21 protein-coding genes are annotated in these 24,857 nt (G+C 58.9%); 19 read left to right on the top strand and 2 right to left on the bottom strand.

The genetic code is table 11. The features are described 5' to 3' along the window. Positions 1-69: 69 nt before the first annotated feature. The 6 genes from thrC (at position 70) to O3649_RS04590 (ending at position 8,558) form a co-directional block, all read left to right on the top strand. On the top strand, positions 70-1,170 hold the full coding sequence (thrC, locus tag O3649_RS04615) for a threonine synthase (RefSeq protein ID WP_070616551.1): 1,101 nt from the start codon (positions 70-72) through the stop codon (positions 1,168-1,170). Between the two features lie 122 nt (positions 1,171-1,292). Then, on the top strand, positions 1,293-2,261 hold the full coding sequence (thrB, locus tag O3649_RS04610) for a homoserine kinase (protein ID WP_070629503.1): 969 nt from the start codon (positions 1,293-1,295) through the stop codon (positions 2,259-2,261). Between the two features lie 513 nt (positions 2,262-2,774). Then, a complete protein-coding gene (gene rho / locus O3649_RS04605) occupies positions 2,775-4,928 on the top strand; it encodes a transcription termination factor Rho (protein WP_070629502.1) in 2,154 nt (717 codons plus the stop codon). Positions 4,929-5,070: 142 nt separating this feature from the next. Further along, complete coding sequence (prfA, locus tag O3649_RS04600) at positions 5,071-6,153, top strand: peptide chain release factor 1 (RefSeq protein WP_070629501.1); 1,083 nt, start codon at positions 5,071-5,073, stop codon at positions 6,151-6,153. A 133-nt stretch (positions 6,154-6,286) separates the two neighbouring features. Further along, entirely contained in the window at positions 6,287-7,213 is a 927-nt protein-coding gene (gene prmC / locus O3649_RS04595) for a peptide chain release factor N(5)-glutamine methyltransferase (protein WP_070629500.1), read from the top strand. Positions 7,214-7,382: 169 nt separating this feature from the next. After that, complete coding sequence (locus O3649_RS04590) at positions 7,383-8,558, top strand: L-threonylcarbamoyladenylate synthase (RefSeq protein WP_070629499.1); 1,176 nt, start codon at positions 7,383-7,385, stop codon at positions 8,556-8,558. A gap of 161 nt (positions 8,559-8,719) precedes the next feature. Here O3649_RS04590 and O3649_RS04585 read toward each other — a convergent pair whose 3' ends face one another. Continuing rightward, positions 8,720-9,721: an NAD(P)-dependent oxidoreductase gene (locus tag O3649_RS04585; protein ID WP_070629498.1), complete on the bottom strand. Its 1,002-nt coding sequence runs from the start codon at positions 9,719-9,721 to the stop codon at positions 8,720-8,722. Between the two features lie 429 nt (positions 9,722-10,150). Between O3649_RS04585 and O3649_RS04580 the strand changes: the two genes are divergently transcribed. The 13 genes from O3649_RS04580 to O3649_RS04520 all read left to right on the top strand — a co-directional run bounded on the left by O3649_RS04580 (position 10,151) and on the right by O3649_RS04520 (position 23,761). After that, positions 10,151-12,118: a glycosyltransferase gene (locus tag O3649_RS04580; protein ID WP_070629497.1), complete on the top strand. Its 1,968-nt coding sequence runs from the start codon at positions 10,151-10,153 to the stop codon at positions 12,116-12,118. Continuing rightward, a complete protein-coding gene (locus tag O3649_RS04575; protein ID WP_070629496.1) occupies positions 12,118-14,076 on the top strand; it encodes a polysaccharide biosynthesis protein in 1,959 nt (652 codons plus the stop codon). Before O3649_RS04580 ends, O3649_RS04575 begins: the two co-directional genes overlap by 1 nt. 255 nt (positions 14,077-14,331) lie before the next feature. Next, positions 14,332-15,618 (top strand): glycosyltransferase family 4 protein, encoded by a 1,287-nt coding sequence (locus O3649_RS04570; RefSeq protein WP_070629495.1) that lies wholly within the window; start codon positions 14,332-14,334, stop codon positions 15,616-15,618. Further along, on the top strand, positions 15,618-16,190 hold the full coding sequence (locus tag O3649_RS04565; protein WP_070629494.1) for a hypothetical protein: 573 nt from the start codon (positions 15,618-15,620) through the stop codon (positions 16,188-16,190). The genes O3649_RS04570 and O3649_RS04565 overlap by 1 nt, the downstream gene beginning before the upstream one ends. A gap of 28 nt (positions 16,191-16,218) precedes the next feature. Next, positions 16,219-16,479 carry a hypothetical protein gene (locus tag O3649_RS04560; protein ID WP_005506464.1) on the top strand — a complete coding sequence of 87 codons (261 nt, stop codon included), beginning with the start codon at positions 16,219-16,221 and terminating at the stop codon, positions 16,477-16,479. A 112-nt stretch (positions 16,480-16,591) separates the two neighbouring features. Next, positions 16,592-17,383: a F0F1 ATP synthase subunit A gene (gene atpB / locus O3649_RS04555; protein WP_005507804.1), complete on the top strand. Its 792-nt coding sequence runs from the start codon at positions 16,592-16,594 to the stop codon at positions 17,381-17,383. Positions 17,384-17,526: 143 nt separating this feature from the next. Continuing rightward, on the top strand, positions 17,527-17,730 hold the full coding sequence (atpE, locus tag O3649_RS04550) for an ATP synthase F0 subunit C (protein WP_005506461.1): 204 nt from the start codon (positions 17,527-17,529) through the stop codon (positions 17,728-17,730). A gap of 51 nt (positions 17,731-17,781) precedes the next feature. Continuing rightward, positions 17,782-18,339 carry a F0F1 ATP synthase subunit B gene (locus tag O3649_RS04545; protein ID WP_049326923.1) on the top strand — a complete coding sequence of 186 codons (558 nt, stop codon included), beginning with the start codon at positions 17,782-17,784 and terminating at the stop codon, positions 18,337-18,339. Continuing rightward, positions 18,339-19,151, top strand: coding sequence for a F0F1 ATP synthase subunit delta (locus tag O3649_RS04540; RefSeq protein ID WP_005507806.1), 813 nt, complete (start codon positions 18,339-18,341; stop codon positions 19,149-19,151). Before O3649_RS04545 ends, O3649_RS04540 begins: the two co-directional genes overlap by 1 nt. Positions 19,152-19,338: 187 nt before the next feature. Then, entirely contained in the window at positions 19,339-20,964 is a 1,626-nt protein-coding gene (gene atpA / locus O3649_RS04535; protein WP_070629493.1) for a F0F1 ATP synthase subunit alpha, read from the top strand. 75 nt (positions 20,965-21,039) lie between these two features. Then, a complete protein-coding gene (locus tag O3649_RS04530; RefSeq protein ID WP_070506648.1) occupies positions 21,040-21,981 on the top strand; it encodes a F0F1 ATP synthase subunit gamma in 942 nt (313 codons plus the stop codon). A 56-nt stretch (positions 21,982-22,037) separates the two neighbouring features. Further along, positions 22,038-23,501: a F0F1 ATP synthase subunit beta gene (gene atpD, locus O3649_RS04525; protein WP_005507810.1), complete on the top strand. Its 1,464-nt coding sequence runs from the start codon at positions 22,038-22,040 to the stop codon at positions 23,499-23,501. Between the two features lie 2 nt (positions 23,502-23,503). Continuing rightward, positions 23,504-23,761, top strand: a complete 258-nt coding sequence (locus tag O3649_RS04520; RefSeq protein WP_070629492.1) for a hypothetical protein — start codon at positions 23,504-23,506, stop codon at positions 23,759-23,761. A gap of 248 nt (positions 23,762-24,009) precedes the next feature. On the opposite strand, the gene nucS is transcribed toward O3649_RS04520, so the two are convergent. Further along, a complete protein-coding gene (gene nucS / locus O3649_RS04515; protein WP_005506450.1) occupies positions 24,010-24,723 on the bottom strand; it encodes an endonuclease NucS in 714 nt (237 codons plus the stop codon). Between the last annotated feature and the right edge of the window lie 134 nt (positions 24,724-24,857).

Below are 24,857 nucleotides of genomic sequence, written 5' to 3'. Positions count from 1 at the left end.
CGTACCCGCTACCGCGCCGGACCTATGGGAGGTCCGGCGGGCGGGGCGCCAAGATTGAAGGAGAAGCCAATGGCACACGTGTGGCAGGGCGTTATCAATGAGTACCGTGACCGTCTGCCTTTCGCAGACGATGTGAAGGCTGTGACCCTGGGCGAGGGCGGCACCCCGCTGATTCACGCGCCGGCACTGTCTGCTGAGACCGGTAACACCGTTTACCTGAAGTTTGAGGGTATGAACCCGACCGGTTCGTTCAAGGACCGCGGTATGACCAGCGCGATGACCGCCGCTAAGCGTGACGGCGCGAAGGCTGTTGTGTGTGCTTCGACCGGTAACACTTCCGCTTCGGCTGCTGCGTACGCTCTGCAGGCTGGTATGCGCTGTGCAGTGCTGGTTCCGGACGGCAAGATTTCTATGGGTAAGCTGTCTCAGGCGATTGCTCACGGTGCTGACATCATTCAGATTGACGGCAACTTCGATAACTGCCTGGAGATTGCTCGCAAGCTCAGCGAGAACTACCCGGTGTTCCTGGTGAACTCGGTCAACCCTTACCGTATTGAGGGTCAGAAGACCGGTTCGTTCGAGGTTGTTGACACCCTGGGTGACGCTCCCGATTACCACCTGCTGCCGGTTGGCAACGCGGGTAACATCACCGCGTACTGGAAGGGCTACAAGGAGTACTCGGAGCCTTACACCAACCGTGACGGTAAGGTACTGGAGCCGGTTGCGACCAAGCGCCCGATCATGTGGGGCTTCCAGGCTGCTGGTGCTGCACCGATCGTTGCTGGTCACCCGATTGAGGCTCCTGAGACCATTGCGACCGCGATCCGTATCGGTAACCCCGCGTCGTGGGAGAAGGCTGAAGCTGCTCGTGACGAGTCCGGCGGCGTGATTGAGGCTGTGACCGATGAGGAGATTCTGGAGGCGCACCGCTGGCTGTCTGCCCGCGAGGGTGTCTTCGTGGAGCCGGCTTCAGCTGCTGGCGTTGCGGGTCTGTTGAAGAAGCACCGTGCCGGTGAAGCTCCCGAGGGTAAGACCATCGTCATCACCGTGACCGGTCACGGTCTGAAGGACCCGCAGTGGGCTCTTGAGGCTGTGAACGGCGTGAAGGTTGAGCCGACTAAGGCTCCCTTCGACGTGGTTGCTGTGGCAGATATTCTCGATTTGCACTAGCCTATTCATACTACGTTGTGCACTCCGTCCCGTGTTTGCGGGGCGGGGTGCACCTGCATGACAGCCCTTTTTGTATCTTTCACCTATTCACTCATTACGTCACCGATCGCGAGGTTCTTCTCATGTCTTCCCTGCATATTTCTGATATTCCGGTGGGCGCGTCCGTTAAGGTCCGCGTTCCCGCTACGAGCGCTAACCTGGGCCCCGGCTATGACAGCATGGGTTTGGGTCTTGGCTTCTATGATGAGCTGGTTGTTGAGCGTATTGAGTCCGGCCTGGAGTTTGAGCTCAGTGGTGAGGGTAGCGCGGATGTTCCTCGCGATGAGAGCCACCTGGTTTTGCAGGCGATGAAGGCTGGTTTTGCGGCGGCTGGTTTGGATGAACTGCCGCCGGTGAAGCTGATTGCTGATAACAAGATTCCGCATTCTCGCGGTATGGGTTCTTCGGCGTCGGCTATTGTGGCGGGTGTGGCTGCGGCGAGCGGTCTGCTGCCGGAGGAGCACCGTCTGAGCCGTGAGCAGATGCTACAGGTCGCCTCCGATATGGAGGGCCACCCGGATAACGTGGCTCCGGCGATTTACGGCAACCTGTCGGTGTCTTGGGGTGAGATGGGTAACTGGAAGACCCTGATTATTCCGGTGCATCCTGATGTTCACCCTGTGGTGGCTGTGCCCGATTATGAGGTGTCGACGAAGCTTGCTCGTTCGCTGATTCCTGAGGAGATGCCCCACGTTGAGGCGGTGGCGAACTCGGCTCGTGCGGCGCTGCTGGTGCGCACTCTCTCTGATGCTCCCGAGTACCTGATGGATGCGACCGTGGATTACCTGCATCAGGGGTACCGCGTGACCGCGATGGAGCCGTCCGCTGTGCTGGTTGCGTACCTGCGCGGTCAGGGTTTTGCTGCGGTGATTTCTGGCGCTGGCCCTACTGTTTTGACCTTTGCGCACGGTGACGAGCAGGTGCAGCAGGTGCAGGAGGCTATTGCCGAGTTCGCGGCGACTCACCCCTGTAGCGCTATTGTGGATTGTCGCCTGAACTGGCGGGTTCTTCCTCTTGAAATTGATACTGAAGGTGTTATAGTTACTCAGTAGGACGTTATTAGTTCGTCCTATGTTGAGGTTCGCCCGTCGTTCAATGTAGACCGTCGATACTATCCTTCGTAACGTACTTCCGTTTCCCCTGATGCCTCAGGTGCTTTGTGTATCTGAGCGGGAGCCGGCAGGGTTCGGGGGAGTGCCTTTGGATTCCACGTCTTTCTTTGTTTCTGACGCATAGGGGAAGACTTTTCTGGAGGTTCGGTTTCGCGGCGGGTGCCCTTTCAAAGTGACCAATCCGTCCTCTTCATCTCGTGTAGATGATTCTTAGAGATGATGGTTTGGGCTTGCCCACATTTGTGATAGAGCGCCTTATCTTCCGTGTGTGCCCGCTGTGTCTGAATCAGCGGGTACGGTAAGAGACGCGAACCGCCTCCAGTGCGGTTCGAGGGAGTCGAAGGTGCGGACTGCTGTTTTCTTTCGGCAGTGTCTAAGCCTTTGACCGCGCTATAGCGTTCGCCCGATCTTTATTCTGAAGATTTTCAGGGCTTATAACCAAAGGAATTGTAGTTGGCAAAGAATATTGTTGTCACCGATGAGTACGGTACGGCCGCTGCCGCACCGGAACTTGCAAACTTGAAGGTCGCGCAGCTGCGTGTCCTCGCCCAGCAGCTTGGTATCCGCGGCTACCTGAAGTTGAAGAAGGCTGAGCTGGTTCAGGCTCTTGAGGAGCATCAGCGTGGCGGCGCCGTAGCCGCTCCTGCTGAGCCCAAGGCTGAGACTCCCGCTGAGTCTGCCCAGACCCCCGCTGCTGAGAAGGTTGAGGAGTCTAAGCCTCGCCGTACCCGCCGTACTCGCACCCAGAAGGATGCTGAGGCGAAGGTGGAGAAGGCTGAGAAGACCGAAAACGCGGAGGCTGCTGAGGCTCCCGCTGAGGGTGCTGAGAAGGCTGAAAAGTCTGAGAAGCGTACCCGTTCTTCCCGCCATGAGACTCCCGCTCAGAAGCGTGCGCGCGCTCGCCGCGCCGCTGAGGGCGAGGACGCATCGGCTGAGAAGTCCGAGAAGACTGAGAATAACGAGAAGCCGGAGAAGCGTACTCGCCGCACCCGCACCCGTAAGGACGAGAAGCCTGCTGAGCTTCCTCCGCTGGATGTGCGCGCTGAGCTGGCTGCTGAGCGTATTGGCGAGCGTGCGGAGCAGGTTGACCTGCCCGGTAACTCTGCTGAGCTGAAGGCTACTACCGCTGACGGCACCGCGAGCCTGGACAGCCTGAACGCTGCCCTGGACATGACTTTTGGCACCCCTGACGGTGAGAAGAGCTCGAAGCGTACTCGTACCCGTGAGCGTCGCCGCGACCAGGATGGTGAGCGTACTGAGCGCCGTTCCAAGCGTGACCGCCAGGCGGAGCGTGCAGAGCGCAATGCTGAGCGTAGCGAACGTGCCGAGCGTAAGGCTGCTGAGCGTGCAGAACGCGCCGAGCGCACTGAGCGCACTGAGCGCCGTTCCAAGCGTGACCGTCAGGCTGAGCGTGCTGAGAAGCAGGCTCGCCGCCGCGAGGAGAACGAGCCTCGTCTGAGCGAAGACGATGTGCTGGCACCGATTTCGGGTGTTCTGGACATCCTCGATAACTACGCTTTCGTGCGTACCACCGGCTACCTGCCCGGCACCAACGACGTGTACGTCTCCCTGGCTCAGGTGAAGAAGTACAACCTGCGTAAGGGTGACCACGTGCTCGGCGCGATTCGCGTGCCGCGTGATGGTGAGTCGAACAGCCGCCAGCGTTTCAACGCGCTGGTTCAGGTTGAGGCGATTAACGGTCAGACCGTTGAGGAAGCAGCTAACCGCCGCGTCTTCTCGAAGCTGACTCCGCTGTACCCCAAGGAGCGTCTGCGACTGGAGACCACCCCGAAGAAGCTGGGCACCCGCGTGGTTGACCTGGTGTCTCCGATTGGTAAGGGTCAGCGTGGTCTGATTGTGTCCCCGCCGAAGGCGGGTAAGACCCTCATGCTGCAGTCCATTGCGAACGCGATTACCGTGAACAACCCGGACGTGTACCTGATGATGGTCCTGGTGGATGAGCGTCCTGAAGAAGTGACCGATATGCAGCGCACCGTTAAGGGTGAGGTTATCGCCTCGACCTTCGACCGCCCGGCTGAGGATCACACCACTGTGGCTGAGCTGGCTATTGAGCGTGCGAAGCGTATGGTGGAGCTCGGCTACGATGTGGTCGTGCTGCTGGACTCCATGACCCGCCTGGGCCGCGCATACAACCTGGCGGCTCCCGCATCCGGTCGTATCCTGTCCGGTGGTGTGGATTCTGCCGCACTGTACCCGCCGAAGAAGTTCTTCGGTGCTGCCCGCAACATTGAAGAGGGCGGCTCGCTGACCATCCTGGCTACCGCCCTGGTTGAGACCGGCTCGAAGATGGATGAAGTGATCTTCGAAGAGTTCAAGGGCACCGGTAACATGGAGCTGCGCCTGTCCCGTCAGCTGGCGGATAAGCGTATCTTCCCGGCTGTTGATATTAACGCTTCTGGTACTCGCCGCGAGGAGAACCTGCTCTCCCCGGATGAGATCAAGATTATGTGGGGTCTGCGCCGTGCCCTGGCGGGTATGGAGCCTGAGCAGGCTCTGGGCGTTCTGACCAACCAGCTGCGTAAGACTGAAAGCAACGTGGAGTTCCTTCTGACGGTTCAGAAGAACGGTCTGCGTCTGGTCGACTAAGGCTCGTATCTCACGCGCCCCACCTCCTCATGTGGGTGGGGCGCGTGAGATGTTCGTTTTGCGCATCCCTGTTGTGTGGGGTGCGAGATGTCTAGTGCCTGCCCGTGCGGCGTAAAGTGCGGGAGATGGAAGAGAGAACAGAATGTTTGAATCTATTCAGGTTCTGCTGGATGAGCACACTGACCTGCAGAATCAGCTTGCTGACCCCGCTGTGCAGGCGAACCAGGGTAAGGCACGCCGTGTGGGCCGCCGTTACGCGGAGCTGACCGGTATTGTGACTGCGTACAACAAGTACACTTCGCTGAAGGATGACCTTGAGGTTGCTCGCGAGATGGCTGATGAGGATCCGGATTTTGCGGCGGAGATTCCCGGTCTGGAGGAGGAGCTGGAGGTTGCTCAGGAGAAGCTGCGCCGCCTGCTGATTCCGCGTGACCCGGATGATGGCCGTAACGTCATTCTTGAGGTGAAGGCTGGTGCCGGTGGTGACGAGGCGGCTCTGTTCGCTGGTGACCTGCTGCGCATGTACATGCGTTATGCCGAGAACAAGGGCTGGAAGACTGAGATTATTTCTTCGACCAGCACCGATGTTGGCGGTTACAAGGACGCCCAGATTGCTATTAAGGGCTCCTCGAATGAGCCGGCTGAGGGCGTGTGGGCGCACCTGAAGTATGAGGGTGGCGTGCACCGTGTGCAGCGTGTTCCGGCGACTGAGTCTCAGGGCCGTATCCACACTTCTGCTGCCGGTGTTCTGGTGTTCCCTGAGGTGGATGAGCCCGAGGAAATCGAGATTAACCAGAACGACCTGAAGATTGACGTGTACCGTTCTTCGGGCCCCGGTGGTCAGTCGGTGAACACCACCGACTCGGCGGTGCGTATTACTCACCTTCCGACCGGTATTGTGGTGGCGATGCAGAATGAGAAGTCTCAGCTGCAGAACCGTGAAGCTGCGATGCGCGTTCTGCGTGCGCGCCTGTTGGCTCACCAGCAGGAGCAGATTGACGCTGAGAACGCGGCACACCGTGCTTCGCAGGTGCGTACCATGGACCGTTCGGAGCGTATCCGTACGTACAACTTCCCGGAGAACCGCATTGCGGATCACCGTACCGGCTACAAGGCGTACAACCTGGATGCTGTGTTGAATGGTGACCTGGAGCCTGTGGTTCAGTCCGCTATTGAGATGGATGAGGCGCACCGCCTCGCTCAGGTGGGCCAGGAACAAAAGTAATTCTGTATAGGCTCTTGCCGATTCGCTGAATCGACGTGAGATGTTGGTGAGGGGCTCGCCGCTACGGCGGTGGAGCCCCTTAGCCATATGCTGTGACAGGTTTTGAGCTGTTGAGAGACGAGGAGGAGAGCTCATGAAGGTGAATGTGCACGACCCGCGCGGGGAAGAACTCGCACAGGTAATTACGCGCGCCACCGCGGCACTGGCGCAGGTGCCCAGCCCCCGCGTCGACGCTGAGCTACTCGCAGCGCACCTGCTCTACGACGGCTCACGCTCGCGCCTCCAGCACGCCGCGCTGATGGGGGAGCGGCTCACCCCCGACCAGGTCGCAGAGTACGAGGCGCTGGTCGCCCGCCGCGCCTGCCGCGAACCGCTGCAGCACATCACCGGCTCCGCTCCCTTCTACCGTCTAGAACTGGCAGTCGGACCGGGCGTGTTCGTACCCCGCCCCGAGACCGAGCTACTCGTCGAAGAAGCCCTCAAAGTGCTGACCGCACGCACCAATTCGGCACCCCGCACCAATTCGGCAACCGGTGCGTTGCGCATCGTCGACCTGTGCACCGGCTCCGGGGCTATCGCCGCGGCTATCAAGAGCGAACTGCCGAACGCCCAAGTATTCGCGGTAGAGCTCTCCGAAGACGCCATCCCCTACACCCGCAAGAACCTGGAGCCACTCGGCGTGCACCTGGTTCAGGGGGATGCCCTCACCGCCCTGCCCGAACTTGCCGGAACCTTCGATGCGGTGCTCTCTAACCCTCCGTACATTCCGCCGGCGAACGTGCCCGCCGACCCGGAAGCCGCCCTGCACGACCCGGACATGGCACTGTACGGAGGGGGAGAGGACGGCATGCAGATGCCCTCCGCAATTGCCGCCCGCGCCTTCGAGCTTCTTACCCCCGGCGGCCTGTTCATTATGGAGCACGACGACACCCAGGAAGAAGCCGTCGCCGAGCTGTTGGCGCGTGTTGGCTTCGAGGGCTGCTACCCGGTGCGTGACCTGAATAATCGTCCGCGTCATAGCGTCGGTTATAAACCGCGCCCACTAGAGCCTTTAGACTAGTAGATGCACCACCTAGCCCGTGCCGGGCTGCATGAAGGCAACGCGTCCGCCTCCTCAGCCAGCTCAAAGCCCGCGAAATATGGTGAACCCCCGGAAGAGTGCTTCCACATGGCGCGTTGTGGGTGCCGGTGTCTCGCCGCATCCAGAAAAACATGAGAGAATAAGACCCGTGACTGCAAAGCTGTACCCCGTAACGACTGAAACTGAGACCCGCGAGGCCATTGAAGCTGCCCGCGAGGCGCTGAAGGCGCACGACACGATTGTGATGCCCACCGATACCGTCTACGGTATTGCCGCCGATGCTTTCTCGCATCAGGGCGTTGCCAAGCTGCTGGCAGATAAGGGCCGCGACCGCACCATGCCGCCGCCCGTGCTGATCTTTGATCTTGCTGCGCTCGCTGGCGTGGTCGACGACGTTCCGGACGATATTTACGATCTGGGTGGTCGCTTCTGGCCCGGCGCGCTGACTATGATTCTTCACGCGTACCCGTCACTGAGCTGGGATTTGGGTGAGACCCGCGGTACTGTTGCCGTGCGTGTTCCCGATGATGAGTTCGCCCTGAAGCTGCTGACTGAGCACGGTCCGCTGGCGGTTTCGAGCGCGAACAAGACCGGTCAGGAAGCCGCTCTGGACGCACAGACCGCCATGGAATCCCTGGGCGAGGACGTTGCCGTGGTGATTGATGGTGGTGCTCGTCCTAAGCCGCTTGAGTCTGAGCCGAATGAGGACGGCGTGGTTGTGGTGACTGAGCGTGACCCGGCACCGTCCACGATTCTGGATTGCACCTCCTTCCCCTACGTGGTGGTTCGTGAGGGCGCAATTTCGGTGGAGGAGCTGCGCGAGGTCGTTCCGACCATTCTGACTCGTGCGGAGGCTGACGAGCAGGCGGCTCGTAAGGTTGAGGAAGCTGAGGCTGCTTCTTCTGCGTCGTCTGAGTCGACTCCTTCTGAGCGTGCTCTGGATGAGCAGGCTGACCTGGATGAGGCGTATGAGCAGTGGGACAGCACCCACACCGTGAGCGGTGAGCCTGCTCGTCGCGCTTCGGCACCGGTTGCCGGTTCTGTCGCGGCGTCCCTGCTGGGCGCTACTTCGGCTCTGTCTTCTGCTTTCAGCACCGGCGTGGATCAGGAGCGTTCGCGCGGCTACCGTGACAACACTCCGAAGCCGGTTCGTGCGGATGAGCCCCAGACCCACCCGGTTCCTGCTGATACTGCTCGCGCGCTGGTCTTTGGCGAGTCGAAGATTGAGACTGCCGCTAAGGATGAGGCTAAGTTGGCAGAGGCTACCAAGACTGAAGCTGAGGCAAAGACCGAGCAGAAAGACACCCCGGAGGATCACCTCTAAACCTCTGCGCGTGTATGAGCCCGGAGCATAAAAACGTATAGGGAACCCCCGATATATCGTTCAGATATATCGGGGGTTCCCTTTCGTTATGAGCCCTCTAGAGGCGCGCAACTAGGCTGTGTGCCTCAGGTCGTGCACCTTTAGGAGAGCACGCGCGCTACCTACTTCTTCTCGAAGCGGCGGTCCTTCTTCTTACCCAGCGCGGTGTGGGCATTGCGCAGTACTTCACGCACGCGCGGGGTGGGCAGAAGGTTGTTGTCACGTGCCCAGGAGTCGTCGATGCCCTGGCCAAACCACATGACCTCGACCTTACGCACGGATCCTGCGAACTTGTCATTCATCAGTTCGGAGACGGTGTAGCCCGCCTTGACGGCTGCGCGGCAGAGCCACTCGGGCAGGCGGTGCGGGTGGCGGCGACCAGCATCCACGGATGCGGAGGCGACGGTTGCGCCTTCCCAGGGCTGCAGCACGATGGTGGGTAGCTCGCCGGGGAAGGTGCCGAGCATGACCACGAATTCTGCGAGGGCGTGCACGCTGGAAACCGGGGACTTGCCGGTGCCTGCACCCGCAACGGATGCGAAGGGGGAGGAGGCCATCTTGGCGAAGAGTTCGGTGGTGCGTCGGCCGCGGCCCTGCACGCTGGTTGCGCGCAGGATGCACAGTTCGGGTGCGCAGTCGGGGTGCTCTTCGAGGAAGTAGTCCTGCAGGTCGAGCAGCGCTTCTTCGCCGAGTGCCTTGGAGAAGGAGTAGGCGCTGAACGGGTTAGTCTCTTCGGAATCATCCAGCACGAGGCGCGGGCCCTGCACAGCTGCGGAGGAGAGGTGGATGACGCGGCGCACGCCGGTGCGCTGCGCGGCGATGGCGATTACTGCGGGAAGCAGGGCGTTTGCGCCGACGAGCGGAGGTAGATCCTGCATATTGGGCGCTGCGAGGCCCGCAGCGTTGACGACGACCTGCGCGCCTGCGAAGGCTTCTGCGAGGGAGTCGATGATGCCTTCAAGCTGGTCTGCTTCGTCGATGATGCTGTCTACGTCGAGGGCTCGGGTTGCGAGTCGAGGTGCCTCAATGGGGTCGACGCTGATACCTTCTGCGTTTAGACGCGCGACGATGGAGGAACCAACGAAGCCGCTGGCGCCAATGACTTTCCACTTGGATTCGGACATCTCTTTTACCTCTCACGAGCCCGCGTACGTTGCGGGGAAAAATGGGGTCATTTCAACTTTCCCATATCTGAACAGTTTATGGGGAATTTGTGGGTTTTTATTCGGTCTCTGGTCGTTTTTTCGCACGGGGTGCACAGCGCAAACACAGGCTGTGAAGCTGGTAGCTTGATGGATACCCAAAACTGGGTGTGCCGGTACGTCCGCTATGCGGATAAATCAACTGAATTCGGTTGTTTATTTGTCATAAAGTGCGTCTTTTGAGGTGATGGTTCACTCTCTAGTGGAGACCGCAGGTAGAATATTTTCTTTGAGTGATATATCCACACGGTTGAATGCCGCGGGCGCGAGAAACACCAGAAGCGCCCAGTACGGTATGGGTATATCGCGTACCGGCTGATTCAGGCGCATCGCGCCGCGGAGGGAGAACTTATGGCAGAAAAGTACAGCGACGTGACCGCTTTTGCCCAGCCTTCTTCCAATCAGTCTTCTTCTCACGATCCTTTGAACGAGTATCCCCGCACGGTTGCCGTGGTGGTGACTTATAACCGTGAGGACCTGCTGCCGAAGACCCTTGCTGGTATCGCTTCTGGTGAGCGTGTGCCTGCGGCGGTGGTGATTGTTGATAACGCCTCCACGGACGGTACTGCCGAGTATCTGCGCGCCCTGGACTATAAGCTGCCGGTGGACTGCATCCGCCTGGAGAGCAATATGGGCGGCGCTGGCGGTTTCGCGGTGGGTATTGATCGCGCTCTGGAACGCCATAACCCGGATCTGGTGTGGGTTATGGATGATGACACCGAGCCGACCGAGAACACCCTGTCGGAGGCGGTTGCCGCCTGGCTGAACTATTCGCCGGTGCCTTCGCAGCGCCCCGCGGTGGTGGCGTCTCGTGTGGTGTGGACGAACGGCGAGGACCACCCGATGAACACTCCGCGCACGATGTTTGCGGCGGGGGAGCAGCGTCATGCTCGTGCGCAGGCGGTGGGTGCCCGTCCGATTCGTAGCGCCTCGTTCGTGTCGATTCTGATGGATGCGCAGGCTATTCGCCGTAATGGTGGTTTGCCGATTGCTGAGTTCTTCATTTGGAATGACGACTTCGAATTTTCGACTCGTCTGATTCATCACCGTGACGGCATTGCGGTGCCTTCTTCTGTGGCTAAGCACCACACGAAGACTTTTGGTACGACGAACGCTGACCCGGGCCCGCGTTTCTATAACGATGTGCGCAATAAGCTGTGGGTCTTTACTCGTTCGCGTACTCTGAACCCGCTGGAGAAGCTGCTGTACGGTGGCTCGTCGGCGCGCCTGTGGATTTCTACTGTTCTGCGTACTGATGACCGCCGAACCTACCTGGGGTATTTCCTGAATGGTGTGCGTGATGGTTTGCGTGCGCCTCGCCCGAATGCTCAGGTGCTTGAGGGCATTTACCCGCTGACTTTCCCCGGCCGCTACGGCGTGCCTGCATCCGATGAAAGCCCCGCTGACTCTGAGAAGGCGCGCGGTTGCGTGAGCTCTGTACCCGATTTCTCGGTGCTGATGAGCGTGTACGCGAAGGAGAACCCCGCCTATCTGGATCAGGCGTTGGAGTCGAATCTTCTGAACCAGACGGTGCGTCCTTCCGAGCTGGTTTTGGTGAAGGACGGTCCACTGACCCCCGAGCTGGATGCCGTGGTGGACCGCTGGGTTCAGCGCGCCGAGAATCTGGATTGCCCGCCGATTCAGGTGGTGGAGCTGGCTCAGAATGTTGGTTTGGCGGAGGCGCTGAACGCCGGTCTGCAGGCGTGCACCTATGAGCTGGTGGCTCGTGCTGATTCTGATGACCTGTCTGAGCCGACTCGTTTTGCGCGTCTGATTCCTGCCCTGGTGCAGGGCGGCTACACGGTGCTGGGCTCTGCCATGCTTGAGGTGAATGAGAGCAATACTGCGGTGGAGTCGACCCGTGAGGCGATTGTTGATTCTGAGCGTCTGCTGCGCGCGATGGATTCGCGCAACCCGATTTATCACCCGTCCGTGGCGTTCGTGAAGAGCGCCGTGCAGCAGCTGGGCGGTTACGAGTTCGTGCCCGGCGCTGAGGATTGGTGGCTGTGGATGCGTCTGCGCGATGCCGGCTACCGTCTGGGTAATATCCCCGAGGCTCTGGTGCGTTACCGCGTGGGTGCGGGCGCGTACACGAAGCGCGGGGGAGTGGATGCCTGGTTGCAGGATGTGGCGATTCAGCGTCGACTGTACACCGGTCACGGTATTTCTAAGCTTCAGTGGGCTCAGAATATGGCGGTGCGTAGTGTGTACCGTTTTGTTCCTGAGCGGGCGCGCCGTTCGGCGTTTCGTGCGTTGTCGTCTTTGACGGCTCGTGCTTCTTCTCGTTCTTCTGGTACCGCATCTGAAGGAGGCATGTAGTGGCTCAGTTGAAACCTCACGCTCATGTGGTGATGCGGAAGGCTGCTCAGCGCGGCACGATGGTGACGGAGGGTGACTCTGGCACGATGCTGGTGAACCGCCTGTATGAGCGTAAGCCGTGGTGGTTGATTGCGCAGGCGCTGATTGATTCGAGCGCCTGGGTTCTGTCGGTTTTGTTCGCCTATATGCTCCGCTATAGTGTGCTGCTCAGTAACGGCTCGGTGTTCGATATTATTCACCCGGCGTCGTTGACGATGACCGCTACTTTGGCTGTGGTGTTGCACCTGGTCATTGGTCTGGCGGGCGTGAAGATTTATAACGGCGTGTATTCGTACGGTTCATTTGACGAGTCCTGGCGTGCCGGCGCGGCTGCTTTGAGCGCGGGTGCGGCGTTGACTGCTTTCTCCTTTGTGGATGAGCTGCTGGGTCTGCCGCATATTCCGCATAGCGTGCCTGCGATTGCGGCGGCGTTTAGCCTCATTATGATGGCGGGCGCTCGCATGGCGAAGCGTGTGTACACTGAGCGCGGTGCTGTGCGTGAGCTGACCGGCGAGCCGGTGATTGTGTACGGTGCCGGCTTTATTGGCGGCATGGTCATGGATTCGATGCTGCACGATGAGGAGGCGAAGCTTCGCCCGGTTGCGGTCTTCGATGATGACCAGCTGAAGGCTGGTACGAAGTTCCACGGCATTTCGGTGATTACGACTTACCCTGAGCTGGAGCAGGTGATTCGTGAGTCGGGTACCCGTAAGATTCTGGTGACGATTTCGGATATGTCGGAGGACTACTTCGAGTCCTTCTGCAACCGCATGCGTAAGCTTAAGGTTGAGGTTCAGCGTATTAGTAGCGCGAATGCTCGCCTGATGGGTGAGCGTCTGATTACCGCGAGCGATAACGACCTGATGCGCGTGATTCGTGGCGAGATTAACTACGATATTGACCGCGATATTCTGCGTTCGTACCTGCACGGTAAGCGCGTGCTGGTCACCGGTGCGGGCGGTTCGATTGGTTCGGAGCTGTGCCGTCAGATTAGCGAGTTTGGCCCTGAGACTCTCATGATGCTTGATCATGATGAGACTCTTCTGATGGAGACGAAGGTTTCGATTACTCACGAGTCGAGTCTGGATGATGACCGCATTATTCTGGCTGATATTCGTGAGGGCGATAACCTGCTGGAGATTTTCCGTGACCGTCGCCCCGAGGTGGTGTTCCACGCTGCGGCTTTGAAGCATGTGTCGGCGCTGGAGGCGTACCCGCAGGAAGCATGGAAGACGAACTCTCTGGGTACTCTGAACGTGTTGCGTGCCGCGGAGGCGGTGGGCGTGAAGACCTTCGTGAACGTTTCGACCGATAAGGCGGCGGATCCGAAGACTGCGCTGGGTCAGTCCAAGCGCGTGGCGGAGCGTCTGACCGCGTACTTTGGCGAGAAGACCGGCAACACCTACGTGTCGGTTCGTTTCGGTAACGTGTTTGGTTCGCGCGGTTCGATTAAGCCGCTCTTTACGAAGCAGATTCTTTCGGGTGGTCCGATTACCCTGACGGATAAGCGTGCGACCCGTTACTTCATGCTGATTACCGATGCCTGCCTGCTGGTGATGCTTGCCGGTGCGATTGGTCGCCCGGGCGAGGTTATGGTGCTGGATATGGGCCAGCCGGTCAAGATTCTGGACGTTGCGAAGGCGATGCGCCAGGCGTATGAGCGGTATGACGTGGAGATCAAGGAGATTGGTCTTCGCAAGGGTGAGAAGCTGGATGAGACTCTCTTCGGCGGTACTGAGAAGCTGGTGCCGAGCGAGGAGAACCGGTATATTTCCCGGTCGAGTGCCCCGGCACTTGACCCTGATGAGCTCGATTATGAGCGGTGGATTCAGAACTATCGGGAGCACAGCGGCTATGAGCGTCATGGCCTGGAGCGTGCCCCTGATCCGCGTACTTTGGCGGATGCGCAGACGTTCTAATCTTTACGGAAATGACACCGGATGCTGCACTTGCGTGGCAGGTGCGGTATCCGGTGTTTTCTCTTTCTCGGGTGTAGAACATATCAGGACGCAGAATATGCAGAGCGTATGGAGAGATTCTGTACCGTTTAGTCCCGGGCTACTGAAGAGTTCTATAGAATACGAAGTAAACACACACACTACGCACACATCGTCCCTCAGCCGCGATTCTGGAGTTTGCGTCCAGGGGAGCGGCGCCAATGCTTTGGAGCTGGTATGACCTCCTTTTCTGAGCTGTTGAGTATTTTTGCTCTTGCTTTTGTTTTGGGTGCCCTTTTGCCGTTTGCGGTGCGCCCGATTTTGCACCGCTACGACATGGTGGATGTTCCTAATGAGCGTTCTTCGCATACTGCTCCGACGTACCGCGGTATGGGGTTGGCGACTGCAGCCGCGACTCTTGTGGCGTTTGTGGTGGCTACCCTGTTCGGCTGGACGTACCGTTCTGCTGAGTCTTTGCAGCTGGCGGTGACGATTGCCGCAGCGATTCTGTGTGCTCTTGCCCTGGGCTGGCTTGAGGATATCCGCGGCGTGAGCATTGTGCGTCGTGCGGGCCTGCAGCTGGTCATTGGTCTTCTGGTAAGCGTGAGCTTTGCGACGGTACAGGGCACGAATATTCTGCTGCTGATCCTTGGCGCGATTTTTATTGCCGGCTACATTAACGTGGCGAATTTTATGGACGGTATTAACGGCATTTCTGGTGCTCACGGTCTGGTGGCTGGTTTGGCGTATGCGCTGACCGGTTGGATGGTGAACCTTCCGTGGCTGGCTTTGGCTGGTGTGGCTGTTGCCGGTGCTTTTGCGGCGTTCCTGCCGTGGAATGTGCGCCCTGGTAAGAACGTGTTTTTGGGCGATGCGGGTTCTTATGTTTTGGGTGCGGCGCTGGGTACGTTGGCTGTGGGTGCGTGGTTTGCGGATGTTCCGTTCCTGCTGGCTTTTGCTCCGCTGATGACTTACCTTGCGGATACGGGTACGACTCTGTTCCGTCGTTTTATGGCGGGGGAGCAGTGGTACAAGCCGCACCGTACTCACACTTATCAGCGTCTGACGGATGTCGGTTTCAGCCACCTTGGTTCGACCGCCGTGGTGACGGGTACGACCATTCTGGTGTGGGTGCTGTTGGCATTTGCGTCTGACCTGTATGCTTCGGGTGCCGTGGTGGCGACTGTGGGCGTGATGGTGGTGGCTCTTGCCGTGTTGGTGGTGTATCTGCGTATGCCGCAGCTCTTCGGCGGTGAGGCTCCTACGTCTACGATTGACCTGTCGAAGCGTTTTGCGACGGAGTCGAAGGGCTCGGCGCCGAAGGCGAAGCCCACTGCGTCCGACCTTGCTACTGATTCTTTGGCATCTGCTACTGGTGTTCCGGCAACTCCTGAGAAGGTTGAGCCGACCTCGCTGCATCCGGAGCCGATTATGCCGGACTCCGTGAAGGATCGTGCGGGTCTGCCTTCTTCTGTTTCCTCTTCTTCGGCTCAGTCGAATCAGAATCGTGGGGAGAAACACTAATGGCTTCTGAACACTCTAAACCTTCGGTTGAGGCTTCCGTAGAGCCTCTCTGGAGGCATGTGGTCGACGTTCTGTGGTATCCGCCGGCGGAACGTATGAGGCAGCAGAAACGCCGCCGAGAGCGTGCTCAAGCAGGTCTGAAGGCCTCTTCTTTCGAGAGTCAAGAGCTTTCCTGGAAATTTTTGTTCTACAGAGTATCGGCTTACTCTCTGCTGGCTTGGTTGGGCGGTATGATGAGTGCGTACCTGTTTGCGGGTCCTGTGGGCGCGCTAGGAATAACATTGGGCTTTCTGATAATCTATATATGCTTCACTCTGGGCGTATTAGTTATGTTGGTTGCTCCCATTTTCGACTGGGGTGTACCCAAATCGCTGGTGGTGAGCTACCTCGTGAAGATTGCTCTGCTCGGTCTGGTATTGATGTTTGTGCCATTCCCCGAGAATCTGAGGCACGGTTGGACTCTCGCAGGCGCATGTACCGGCGTGATTCTGTGGATTGTTATTGAAACAGTCAGCATCGCACGACTGAGAATTTTGTACTTCGACACCGACTCGGAAGACCATGGTCGGTAACACGATTGGTGTTTGAAAGGAAAAACGTTTGGCCGAAGAGAAGAAATGGTGGGACGGAGATAAAAAGCTCCGCACCACCGGAGAATTGGTATCTGACGGAGGTCTCTCCGGCGCAGTCATGTCGATTCTCTATCTGATCATCGGTGTAGCAGTGTGGGGAGGCATCGGTTACCTCGGTGACCTGGTCTTCTCCACCACCTGGCTGGTGTGGGTTGGCGTCTTGATTGGCGCTGTTGGAGGTTTGACCCTCGTCTTTACCCACATGACCAGGCAGAATAAAGACCGTTAGGTCATTGAACGCGGACCGCTAGGTCACACATTCATCCATGTAGTTAGCATGTCAGTCGTTTATAGGCAGACATGGGCTCTTGATAGCCACTAGTAGCAAGAAAGGACTTGCTTTGATCGAGAACGGGTTGATCCTCGCGGAAGCCTATGTGCCGCCGACCCCTGAAGACATGCATCTGCCCCCCTTCTTCACCATTGGTGATTTCGCTTTCGGTAAGCAGAACGTACTGATTCTGCTGTCCGTGGTGATTATTGCGGTCTTCTTCCTCACCGCAGCACGTAAGCGTGCCATGGTTCCCGGCAAGACTCAGTTCATTGCTGAATCCGGCTACATGTTTGCTCGTAACTCCCTCGGCAAGGAAACCCTGGGCGTTCAGCACTACAAGCCTTTCGTGCCGATTCTGTTCGCCTCCTTCTTCTTCGTTCTGGTGAACAACCTCTTCGGTTCGATTCCGTTTGTTCAGCTGCCCTCCTTCTCCCACCCCGGTAGCGCCTACGCACTGGCTGGCGTCGCATACCTGACCTGGGTTGGTGTTGGTATCAAGCGCAAGGGCTTGGGCGGCTTCTTCAAGGACATCACCATGCCTTCGGGTCTGCCGGTCTGGATTTACCCCATCCTGATTCCGATCGAGTTCTTCTCGAACCTGCTGATTCGTCCGGCAACTCACGCACTGCGTCTCTTCGCGACCATGTTCGGTGGTCACCTGGCGCTGATGGTTGCATCCAGCATGGTGACCTACATGGTTGAGACCCTGGGTGGCATCGGCTACCTGGCTGCTATTGCTCCCGGTGCTCTGGGCATGTTCCTGTACTTCCTGGAATTCATGATTCAGTGCATCCAGGCTTATGTGTTCGCTCTGCTGCTGGCTGTGTACTTGCAGGGCTCGGTTTCCGAGGGACACTAAACTCTCTAGTTTTTTAGGTTTTCACGTTCGTCATTGGGCGTGAATAAAGCAACCCACACGTTCACTGTGCGGGCTATTAACTCAAATCAAACTCTGTTCGGTCCGGGTATGTTCCCGGTCGAACACTGTTGAAAGGAAAAATAATGGTTGGTTCCATCACTGCGGTTGGCTACGGTCTGGCAGCTATTGGCGGCGGCATCGGCGTGGGTCTGATCTTCGCGGCATACATGACCAGCGTTGCTCGTCAGCCCGAGTCCCAGAAGACCCTGCAGCCCATGCTGTTCCTGGGCTTCGCACTGGTCGAGGCACTGGCAATTCTGGGCCTGGTTCTCGTCTTCATCAAGTAACCGGCTCTGCCACATCCTAAACGACCCATCCCATAGAACAGGATTCCCTCCATGATTTATCTGGCAAGCGAAGGGGGAGCGGAGGCAACTTCGAACCCCCTGATTCCCGACGTCGGGGAAATTGTCATTACCCTCATCGGATTCCTGATCCTCTACTACATCGTTGCTAAGTACGTTGTCCCGGCGTTCGAGAAGATCTACCAGGACCGTAAGGAAGCAATCGAAGGTGGCCTTGCCAAGGCCGAGAAGGCACAGGCAGAGGCTGCAGCGGCTCGCGATGAGTACACCCAGCAGCTCGAAAGCGCTCGACTGGAGGCTCAGAAGATTCGTGAAGAGGCACGCGCAGAGGGCGAGGCAATCATTGCCGACGCTCGCGAGCGTGCAACCGCTGAGGCTCAGCGCATTAGCGATAATGCAGCAAAGGCTATCGAGGCAGAGCGTGCGGCAGCAGCAGTGTCCCTCCGTTCCGAGGTTGGCACTCTTGCTACGACCCTTGCCGGCAAGATTGTGGGCGAAGCCCTCAACGATGATGAGCGATCGGCCCGTGTGGTAGATCGTTTTCTTGCTGACCTTGAAACCGAGAAGCAGAACGCAGGTGCGGCTCGGTAATGGCAGGAGTATCTACTGAATCACTGAGCAAGGTGGAAGAGGTGCTGGAAGCTCACGCTTCCCTGCAGCCTCTGAACCTGGCGAGCGAGCTTTTCGCTGTGGTTGATGTTCTCGACCACAACGGCACCCTGCGCCGTGCTGTCACCGATTCTTCGCGTGATGCAGCAGCACGTCAGGGTATCGCTAACACCGTCTTCGACGGTAAGATCTCTTCGCAGGCTATGGCTGTGCTCACCAATGCGGTGACTCAGCGCTGGTCTGATGATGCAGATCTAGCGAACGCCCTGGAGCGTGCAGCAGTGCTCGCCGTGACCGCATCGGCTCAGTCTCGCGGTGGCGTGGATGCCCTGGACGAGGTGCTCAACGAACTACTCACCTTTGTGCGTACCGTTGATTCCAACGCTCAGGCGCAGGAAGCGCTGTCCGACCATCAGGCAAGCAAAGAAGCAAAGAAGAAGCTCGCCGTGGCGCTCGGTGGCCCCGCCACCACCGCCGAAGGTGTGCTTCTGCTCGAACGAGTTGGCTCCAACCCCCGCGGCCGTCACGCTGCACGGGTAGCCGATGAGTTCGCAGAAATCATCGTCACGCGACAGAACCGTTACATTGCGCGAGTAACTAGCGCGATTGCGCTGTCGCAGGCACAGCTTGAACGTCTCGGTCGCGCGCTCAACGCCGTGTACGGCCGTGAGCTGAAGCTCGACGTTTCGGTGGACCCCGCCGTTCTGGGCGGTCTGCGTGTTCAGGTGGGCGACGAGGTGATCGACGGTACCGTCGAGACCCGCATGTCCGACCTGACTCGTTCCATCGGCTAGCGGCTCAAGCTAGCGACGCTGAACCGTTCGTCGCAACGGTGATTTAGAAGATACCTCGGGTAGCGGGTGCGTGGCTGATGCCTCCTTCGCAGAAGTGGCGGCATTGCCCGCCCGTTCAACCCGAATTGCAAGTTTCGGTTGGTTCCGTTGACGGAACGCAACCACAATGAGAGAGCAGGGACACAAGATGGCCGAACTGACCATCAATGCCGAAGATGTCCGTAATGCGCTGAACGAGTTTGCAGCGTCTTACGAACCCGGCAATGCAGAACGTGTTGAGGTGGGTCGAGTTGTATCGGCCTCCGACGGTATCGCTCGTGTCGAGGGCCTTCCCTCGGTTATGGCGAATGAGCTGCTTCGTTTCGAAGACGGCACCCTCGGCCTCGCACAGAACCTGGATACCCGCAATATTGGTGTGATTGTCCTGGGTGACTTCACCGGTATTGAAGAGGGCCAGGTCGTACACCGCACCGGTGAGGTCCTCTCGGTGCCCGTTGGCGACGCGTACCTCGGTCGCGTTGTTGACCCCCTCGGTAACCCGATCGATGACCTGGGCCCCATTGAGTCCGAAGGTCGCCGCGCACTGGAGCTGCAGGCTCCCGGCGTGACCCAGCGTAAGTCGGTTCACGAGCCGCTGCAGACCGGTCTGAAGGCAATCGACTCGATGATTCCGATCGGCCGCGGTCAGCGTCAGCTGATCATTGGTGACCGCCAGACCGGTAAGACCGCTATCGCGATTGACACCATTCTGAACCAGAAGGACAACTGGGCTTCCGGTGACCCCGAGAAGCAGGTTCGATGCATCTACGTGGCTGTTGGCCAGAAGGCATCCACCATTGCAGCTGTCCGCCACACCCTTGAGACTCGCGGCGCGCTGGAGTACACCACCATCGTGGCATCTCCCGCATCCGACGCAGCAGGCTTCAAGTACCTGGCACCCTACACCGGTTCGGCTATCGGCCAGCACTGGATGTACGGTGGCAAGCACGTCCTCATCATTTTCGACGACCTGTCGAAGCAGGCAGAAGCATACCGCGCTGTGTCCCTGCTGCTGCGCCGCCCGCCGGGACGTGAAGCATACCCCGGTGACGTCTTCTACCTGCACTCCCGCCTGCTGGAGCGTTGCGCTAAGCTCTCTGACGACCTCGGCGCAGGTTCGATGACCGGCTTCCCGATCATTGAGACCAAGGCAAACGACGTTTCCGCCTTCATTCCGACCAACGTCATCTCCATTACTGACGGCCAGATCTTCCTGCAGTCCGACCTGTTCAACGCTAACCAGCGTCCGGCAGTCGACGTCGGTATCTCCGTCTCTCGTGTTGGTGGTGCTGCACAGACCAAGGCTATGAAGAAGGTCTCCGGTACCCTGAAGCTGGAGCTGGCACAGTACCGTGCAATGGAAGCGTTCGCAATGTTCGCATCCGACCTGGACGACGCTACCAAGGCACAGCTGACCCGCGGTTCTCGCCTGACCGAGCTGCTGCGCCAGCCGCAGTACACCCCGTACGCAGTTGAAGAGCAGGTTGTCTCCATTTGGGCTGGTACCTCCGGTCACCTCGACGACATCGAGATTTCCGACGTGCTGCGCTTCGAGGCAGGATTCATCGAGTACCTGCGTCACAAGACCTCGGTACTGACCGATATCGCTTCCTCCGGCAAGCTTGAGGATGACACCGTTGCAGCTCTGAAGTCCGCAGTTGCTGACTTCAAGCAGGGTTTCAAGTCTGAGGGCAGCAGCCACCTCGTCGACGCAGGTCACGAGGAGCACAAGGCAGCTCGCGATAGCGACATCACTCAGGAAACCATCGGTTAGCGATTAGTCCTCGCCTTCTCCCCGCCTCAGCTATGAGGCTGGGGCGGGGCAGAAAGCAAGGAGAAAGGAAGCTCTATGGGAGCCCAGATTAGGGTTTACCGACAGAAGATTGCTTCGACGTCGTCTATGAAGAAGATCTTCAAGGCGATGGAGATGATCGCGACCTCCCGCATTAACAAGGCTCGTAACGCTGCTCAGGCAGCCGGACCTTACGCGAACGCTCTGACCCGCGTGGTGACTGCGGTTGCGACTCAGCACGGTATTAAGCACCCGCTGATTCACAAGCCGAACGAGTCCGAAGCCTACGAACACCGCCGCTCCGCAATCCTGGTTGTTACCAGTGACCGCGGTCTGGCAGGTTCGTACTCCTCCGCTATCCTGCGTCGTACCGAATCTCTGATTGAGAGGCTGCGCTCTAACGGCCAGGAGGTACAGCTGTACCTGGTTGGTCGTAAGGCAAAGGCTTACTTCGAGTTCCGTGAGCGCCCCTACGCCCGTGCGTGGGAGGGCCACACCGATGCACCTCGCGTCGAAACCGCCGTCGAGATTCGTGACGCGCTGCTCGAAGCCTACGACCTGCCCTTCGAAGAGGGCGGCGTGGACGAACTGCACATCGTATACACCGAGTTCAAGTCGATGGTTGTTCAGGAACCCAAGATCCTGCGCCTGCTGCCCATCCACGTGGGTGACGCAAAGGCTATGGGCGAGGAAATCGTTCCCGACCAGGAACTGACCAAGGCTGAGTACGAGCAGGCGGCATCCTTCGAGTTCGAGCCCTCCGCTGAGGAAGTGCTCAACGCGCTGTTGCCGCGCTACATTGCATCGCGTATCTTCTCCTGCCTCCTGCAGGCAGCAGCAAGTGAGCTGGCATCCCGCCAGCGCGCAATGAAGACCGCAGGTGACAACGCTGAGACGCTGATTACCAAGTACACCCGTTTGATGAACAACGCACGTCAGGCGGAAATTACTCAGGAGCTCTCCGAAATCGTGGGCGGCGCAGACGCCCTCGGCTCCTAGTACTTGTACGCCAACGAAGCCATCAACTGTCCAAACTTTCTAAGTAAGTGAGAAATATGACTGCCACCTACAACGAATCGGTCTCCGCACCGACTCAGGGCGCAACGGGTCGTATTGCCCGCGTCATCGGCCCCGTGGTCGACGTCGAGTTCCCCGCCGGTCAGGTCCCCGAGATTTACAACGCTCTGACCACCGAGCTGACCCTCGACGGCCGCACCCGCACCATCACCTTCGAGACCGCACAGCACCTGGGCGACTCAATCGTTCGCGCTATCTCCCTGCAGCAGACTGACGGCCTGGTCCGCGGTCAGGCTGTAGTCGACACCGGCGCACCGATCTCCGTCCCCGTTGGTGACGGCGTGAAGGGCCACATTTTCAACGTTCTCGGTGACGCACTCGACGTGCCGAACTCCGAGATCAAGGCTGACACCTACTGGCCGATTCACCGTGCCGCTCCCGGCTTCGCAGAGCTGGAAGGCTCCACCGAAATGCTGGAGACCGGTATTAAGTCCATCGACCTTCTGACCCCCTACATCAAGGGCGGTAAGATCGGTCTGTTCGGTGGTGCAGGCGTGGGTAAGACCGTGCTGATCCAGGAAATGATTACCCGTGTGGCTCGTAACTTCGGTGGTACCTCCGTGTTCACCGGTGTTGGCGAGCGTACCCGTGAGGGTAACGACCTGTGGGTCGAAATGGAAGAAGCAGGCGTTCTGAAGGACACCGCTCTTGTATTCGGCCAGATGGATGAGCCCCCGGGAACCCGTCTGCGCGTGGCACTGACCGGTCTGACCATGGCGGAGTACTTCCGCGATGTTCAGAACCAGGACGTGCTGCTGTTCATCGACAACATCTTCCGTTTCACTCAGGCAGGTTCTGAGGTTTCCACCCTGCTGGGCCGCATGCCCTCCGCAGTGGGTTACCAGCCGAACCTGGCGGACGAAATGGGTCTGCTGCAGGAGCGTATTACCTCCACCCGCGGTCACTCCATCACCTCCATGCAGGCAATTTACGTGCCTGCGGATGACTACACCGACCCGGCGCCGGCAACCACCTTCGCGCACCTGGATGCGACCACCGAGCTCTCTCGTGAAATCGCATCGCGCGGTCTGTACCCGGCAATTGACCCGCTGTCCTCCACCTCCCGAATTCTGGACGCACAGTACATCGGTCAGGAGCACTACGACACCGCAATTCGCGTGAAGGCTATTCTGCAGGAAAACAAGGAACTGCAGGACATCATCGCGATTCTGGGTGTGGACGAGCTCTCCGAGGAGCAGAAGATTGTCGTGGCACGTGCACGTCGTATCGAGCAGTTCCTCTCCCAGAACACCTACACTGCAAAGCAGTTCACCGGTGTCGAGGGTTCGACCGTTCCGCTGAAGGACACCATCGAGTCCTTCCAGATGATCTGCAACGGCGATGTCGACCACATCCCCGAGCAGGCGTTCTACAACATTGGTGGTATGGACGACGTTATGCGCCGCTACGAGGAAATCAAGGCACAGACTGGAGCTAAGTAATCATGGCTCTGAAAGTTGAAGTTGTTTCCCGCGAACGCGTCGTGTGGACTGGCGAAGCGAAGTACGTTCGTGCACGCTCCGTCAGCGGTGACCTCGGCATCCTGCCGGGCATGATCCCCACCTGCACGCTGCTGGCACAGGACGGCGAGCTGCTCATTGAACCTGTTGATGGTGAGCCCATTAAGACCATCCTCAACGCAGGTTTCTTGACCGTCTCGAACGATCACGTGACCATCGCTGCAAAGCACGCACAGATTTAAAGTCGGTTCTCTACAGAGGGAATTGACCGCTGTGTACACCTCGCCGGTGTTCCACCCTGAAAGGGGAGGGGCACCGGCGATTGGTGTATCCGGGGGTAGAGCATGGGCCCAGAAAGAGCGCGCGTGCAGAACGACAGCGTGCATAGAAAGATAATGCGCACAGAAAAGGGGCGCCTCCCATGTATCGGGAGGCGCCCCTCAAGCTATGTGCAGCCGCCTAGCTAGAGCCGTTTAGAACAGACGGTCAGCTAGAACAGACGGTCAGCGGAGTCGTCCACGCCGCGCATCGCGTCGTAATCCAGGCTCACGCAGCGGATGCCGCGGTCCTCAGCCAGGGTACGAGCCTGCGGCTTAATCGTCTGCGCCGCAAACACGCCGCGCACCGGAGCTAGCAGCGGGTCACGGTTGAGCAGCTCCAGGTAACGGGTCAGCTGCTCCACACCGTCAATATCGCCCACACGCTTGAGCTCGACCGCCACGGAGACGCCGTGCGCATCCTTCGCCATGATGTCTACCGGACCGATAGCGGTCGGGTACTCGCGGCGTACCAGCGAATAGCCCTCACCGAGAGTGTGGATCTGCTCGGCGAGCAGACGCTGCAGGTCAGCCTCCACACCGTCCTTGATGAGGCCAGGATCAACACCCAGGTCGGTGGCGTGTTCGTGCTCAATCTTGTAGATGCGAATCATGAGGCGGTCATCGCTCTTAGCTGCCTGAACGGTCCACAGCTGCTGAACATCGGACTCCAGGTCCTCACGGATGCTCTGCGGAACGTCCTCACGCTCAGCCACCAGCAGGGAGCAGGGAGGGCTCATCCAGTTCAGAGGCTTGTAGGAACCGCCGTCGGAGTGAATGAGGACGGAGCCGTCATTCTTGACCATCAGCAGGCGGGTAGCGCGGGGCAGGTGGGCGCGGAGGCGGCCCTCATAATCTACGGAGCATTCAGCAATGACAATACGCATCCGTCCACTCTAGCAGGTACGAGTGTTTGGCTCTAGCAGGTGAGGGTATGAGCTAGGGAACCTGAGCCTGGTACAGGTCGCGGTACAGGGCCCAGTAGGGAAATACAGCACAGTAGGGAGGCGCGGCACAGAGC

It is taken from the genome of Rothia sp. 27098_8_29 (genome assembly GCF_041432785.1).
Classification (GTDB): domain Bacteria; phylum Actinomycetota; class Actinomycetes; order Actinomycetales; family Micrococcaceae; genus Rothia; species Rothia mucilaginosa.
The sequence above is the reverse complement of the archived record's forward strand: the minus strand, read 5'-3'. Positions and strand labels throughout refer to the sequence as shown.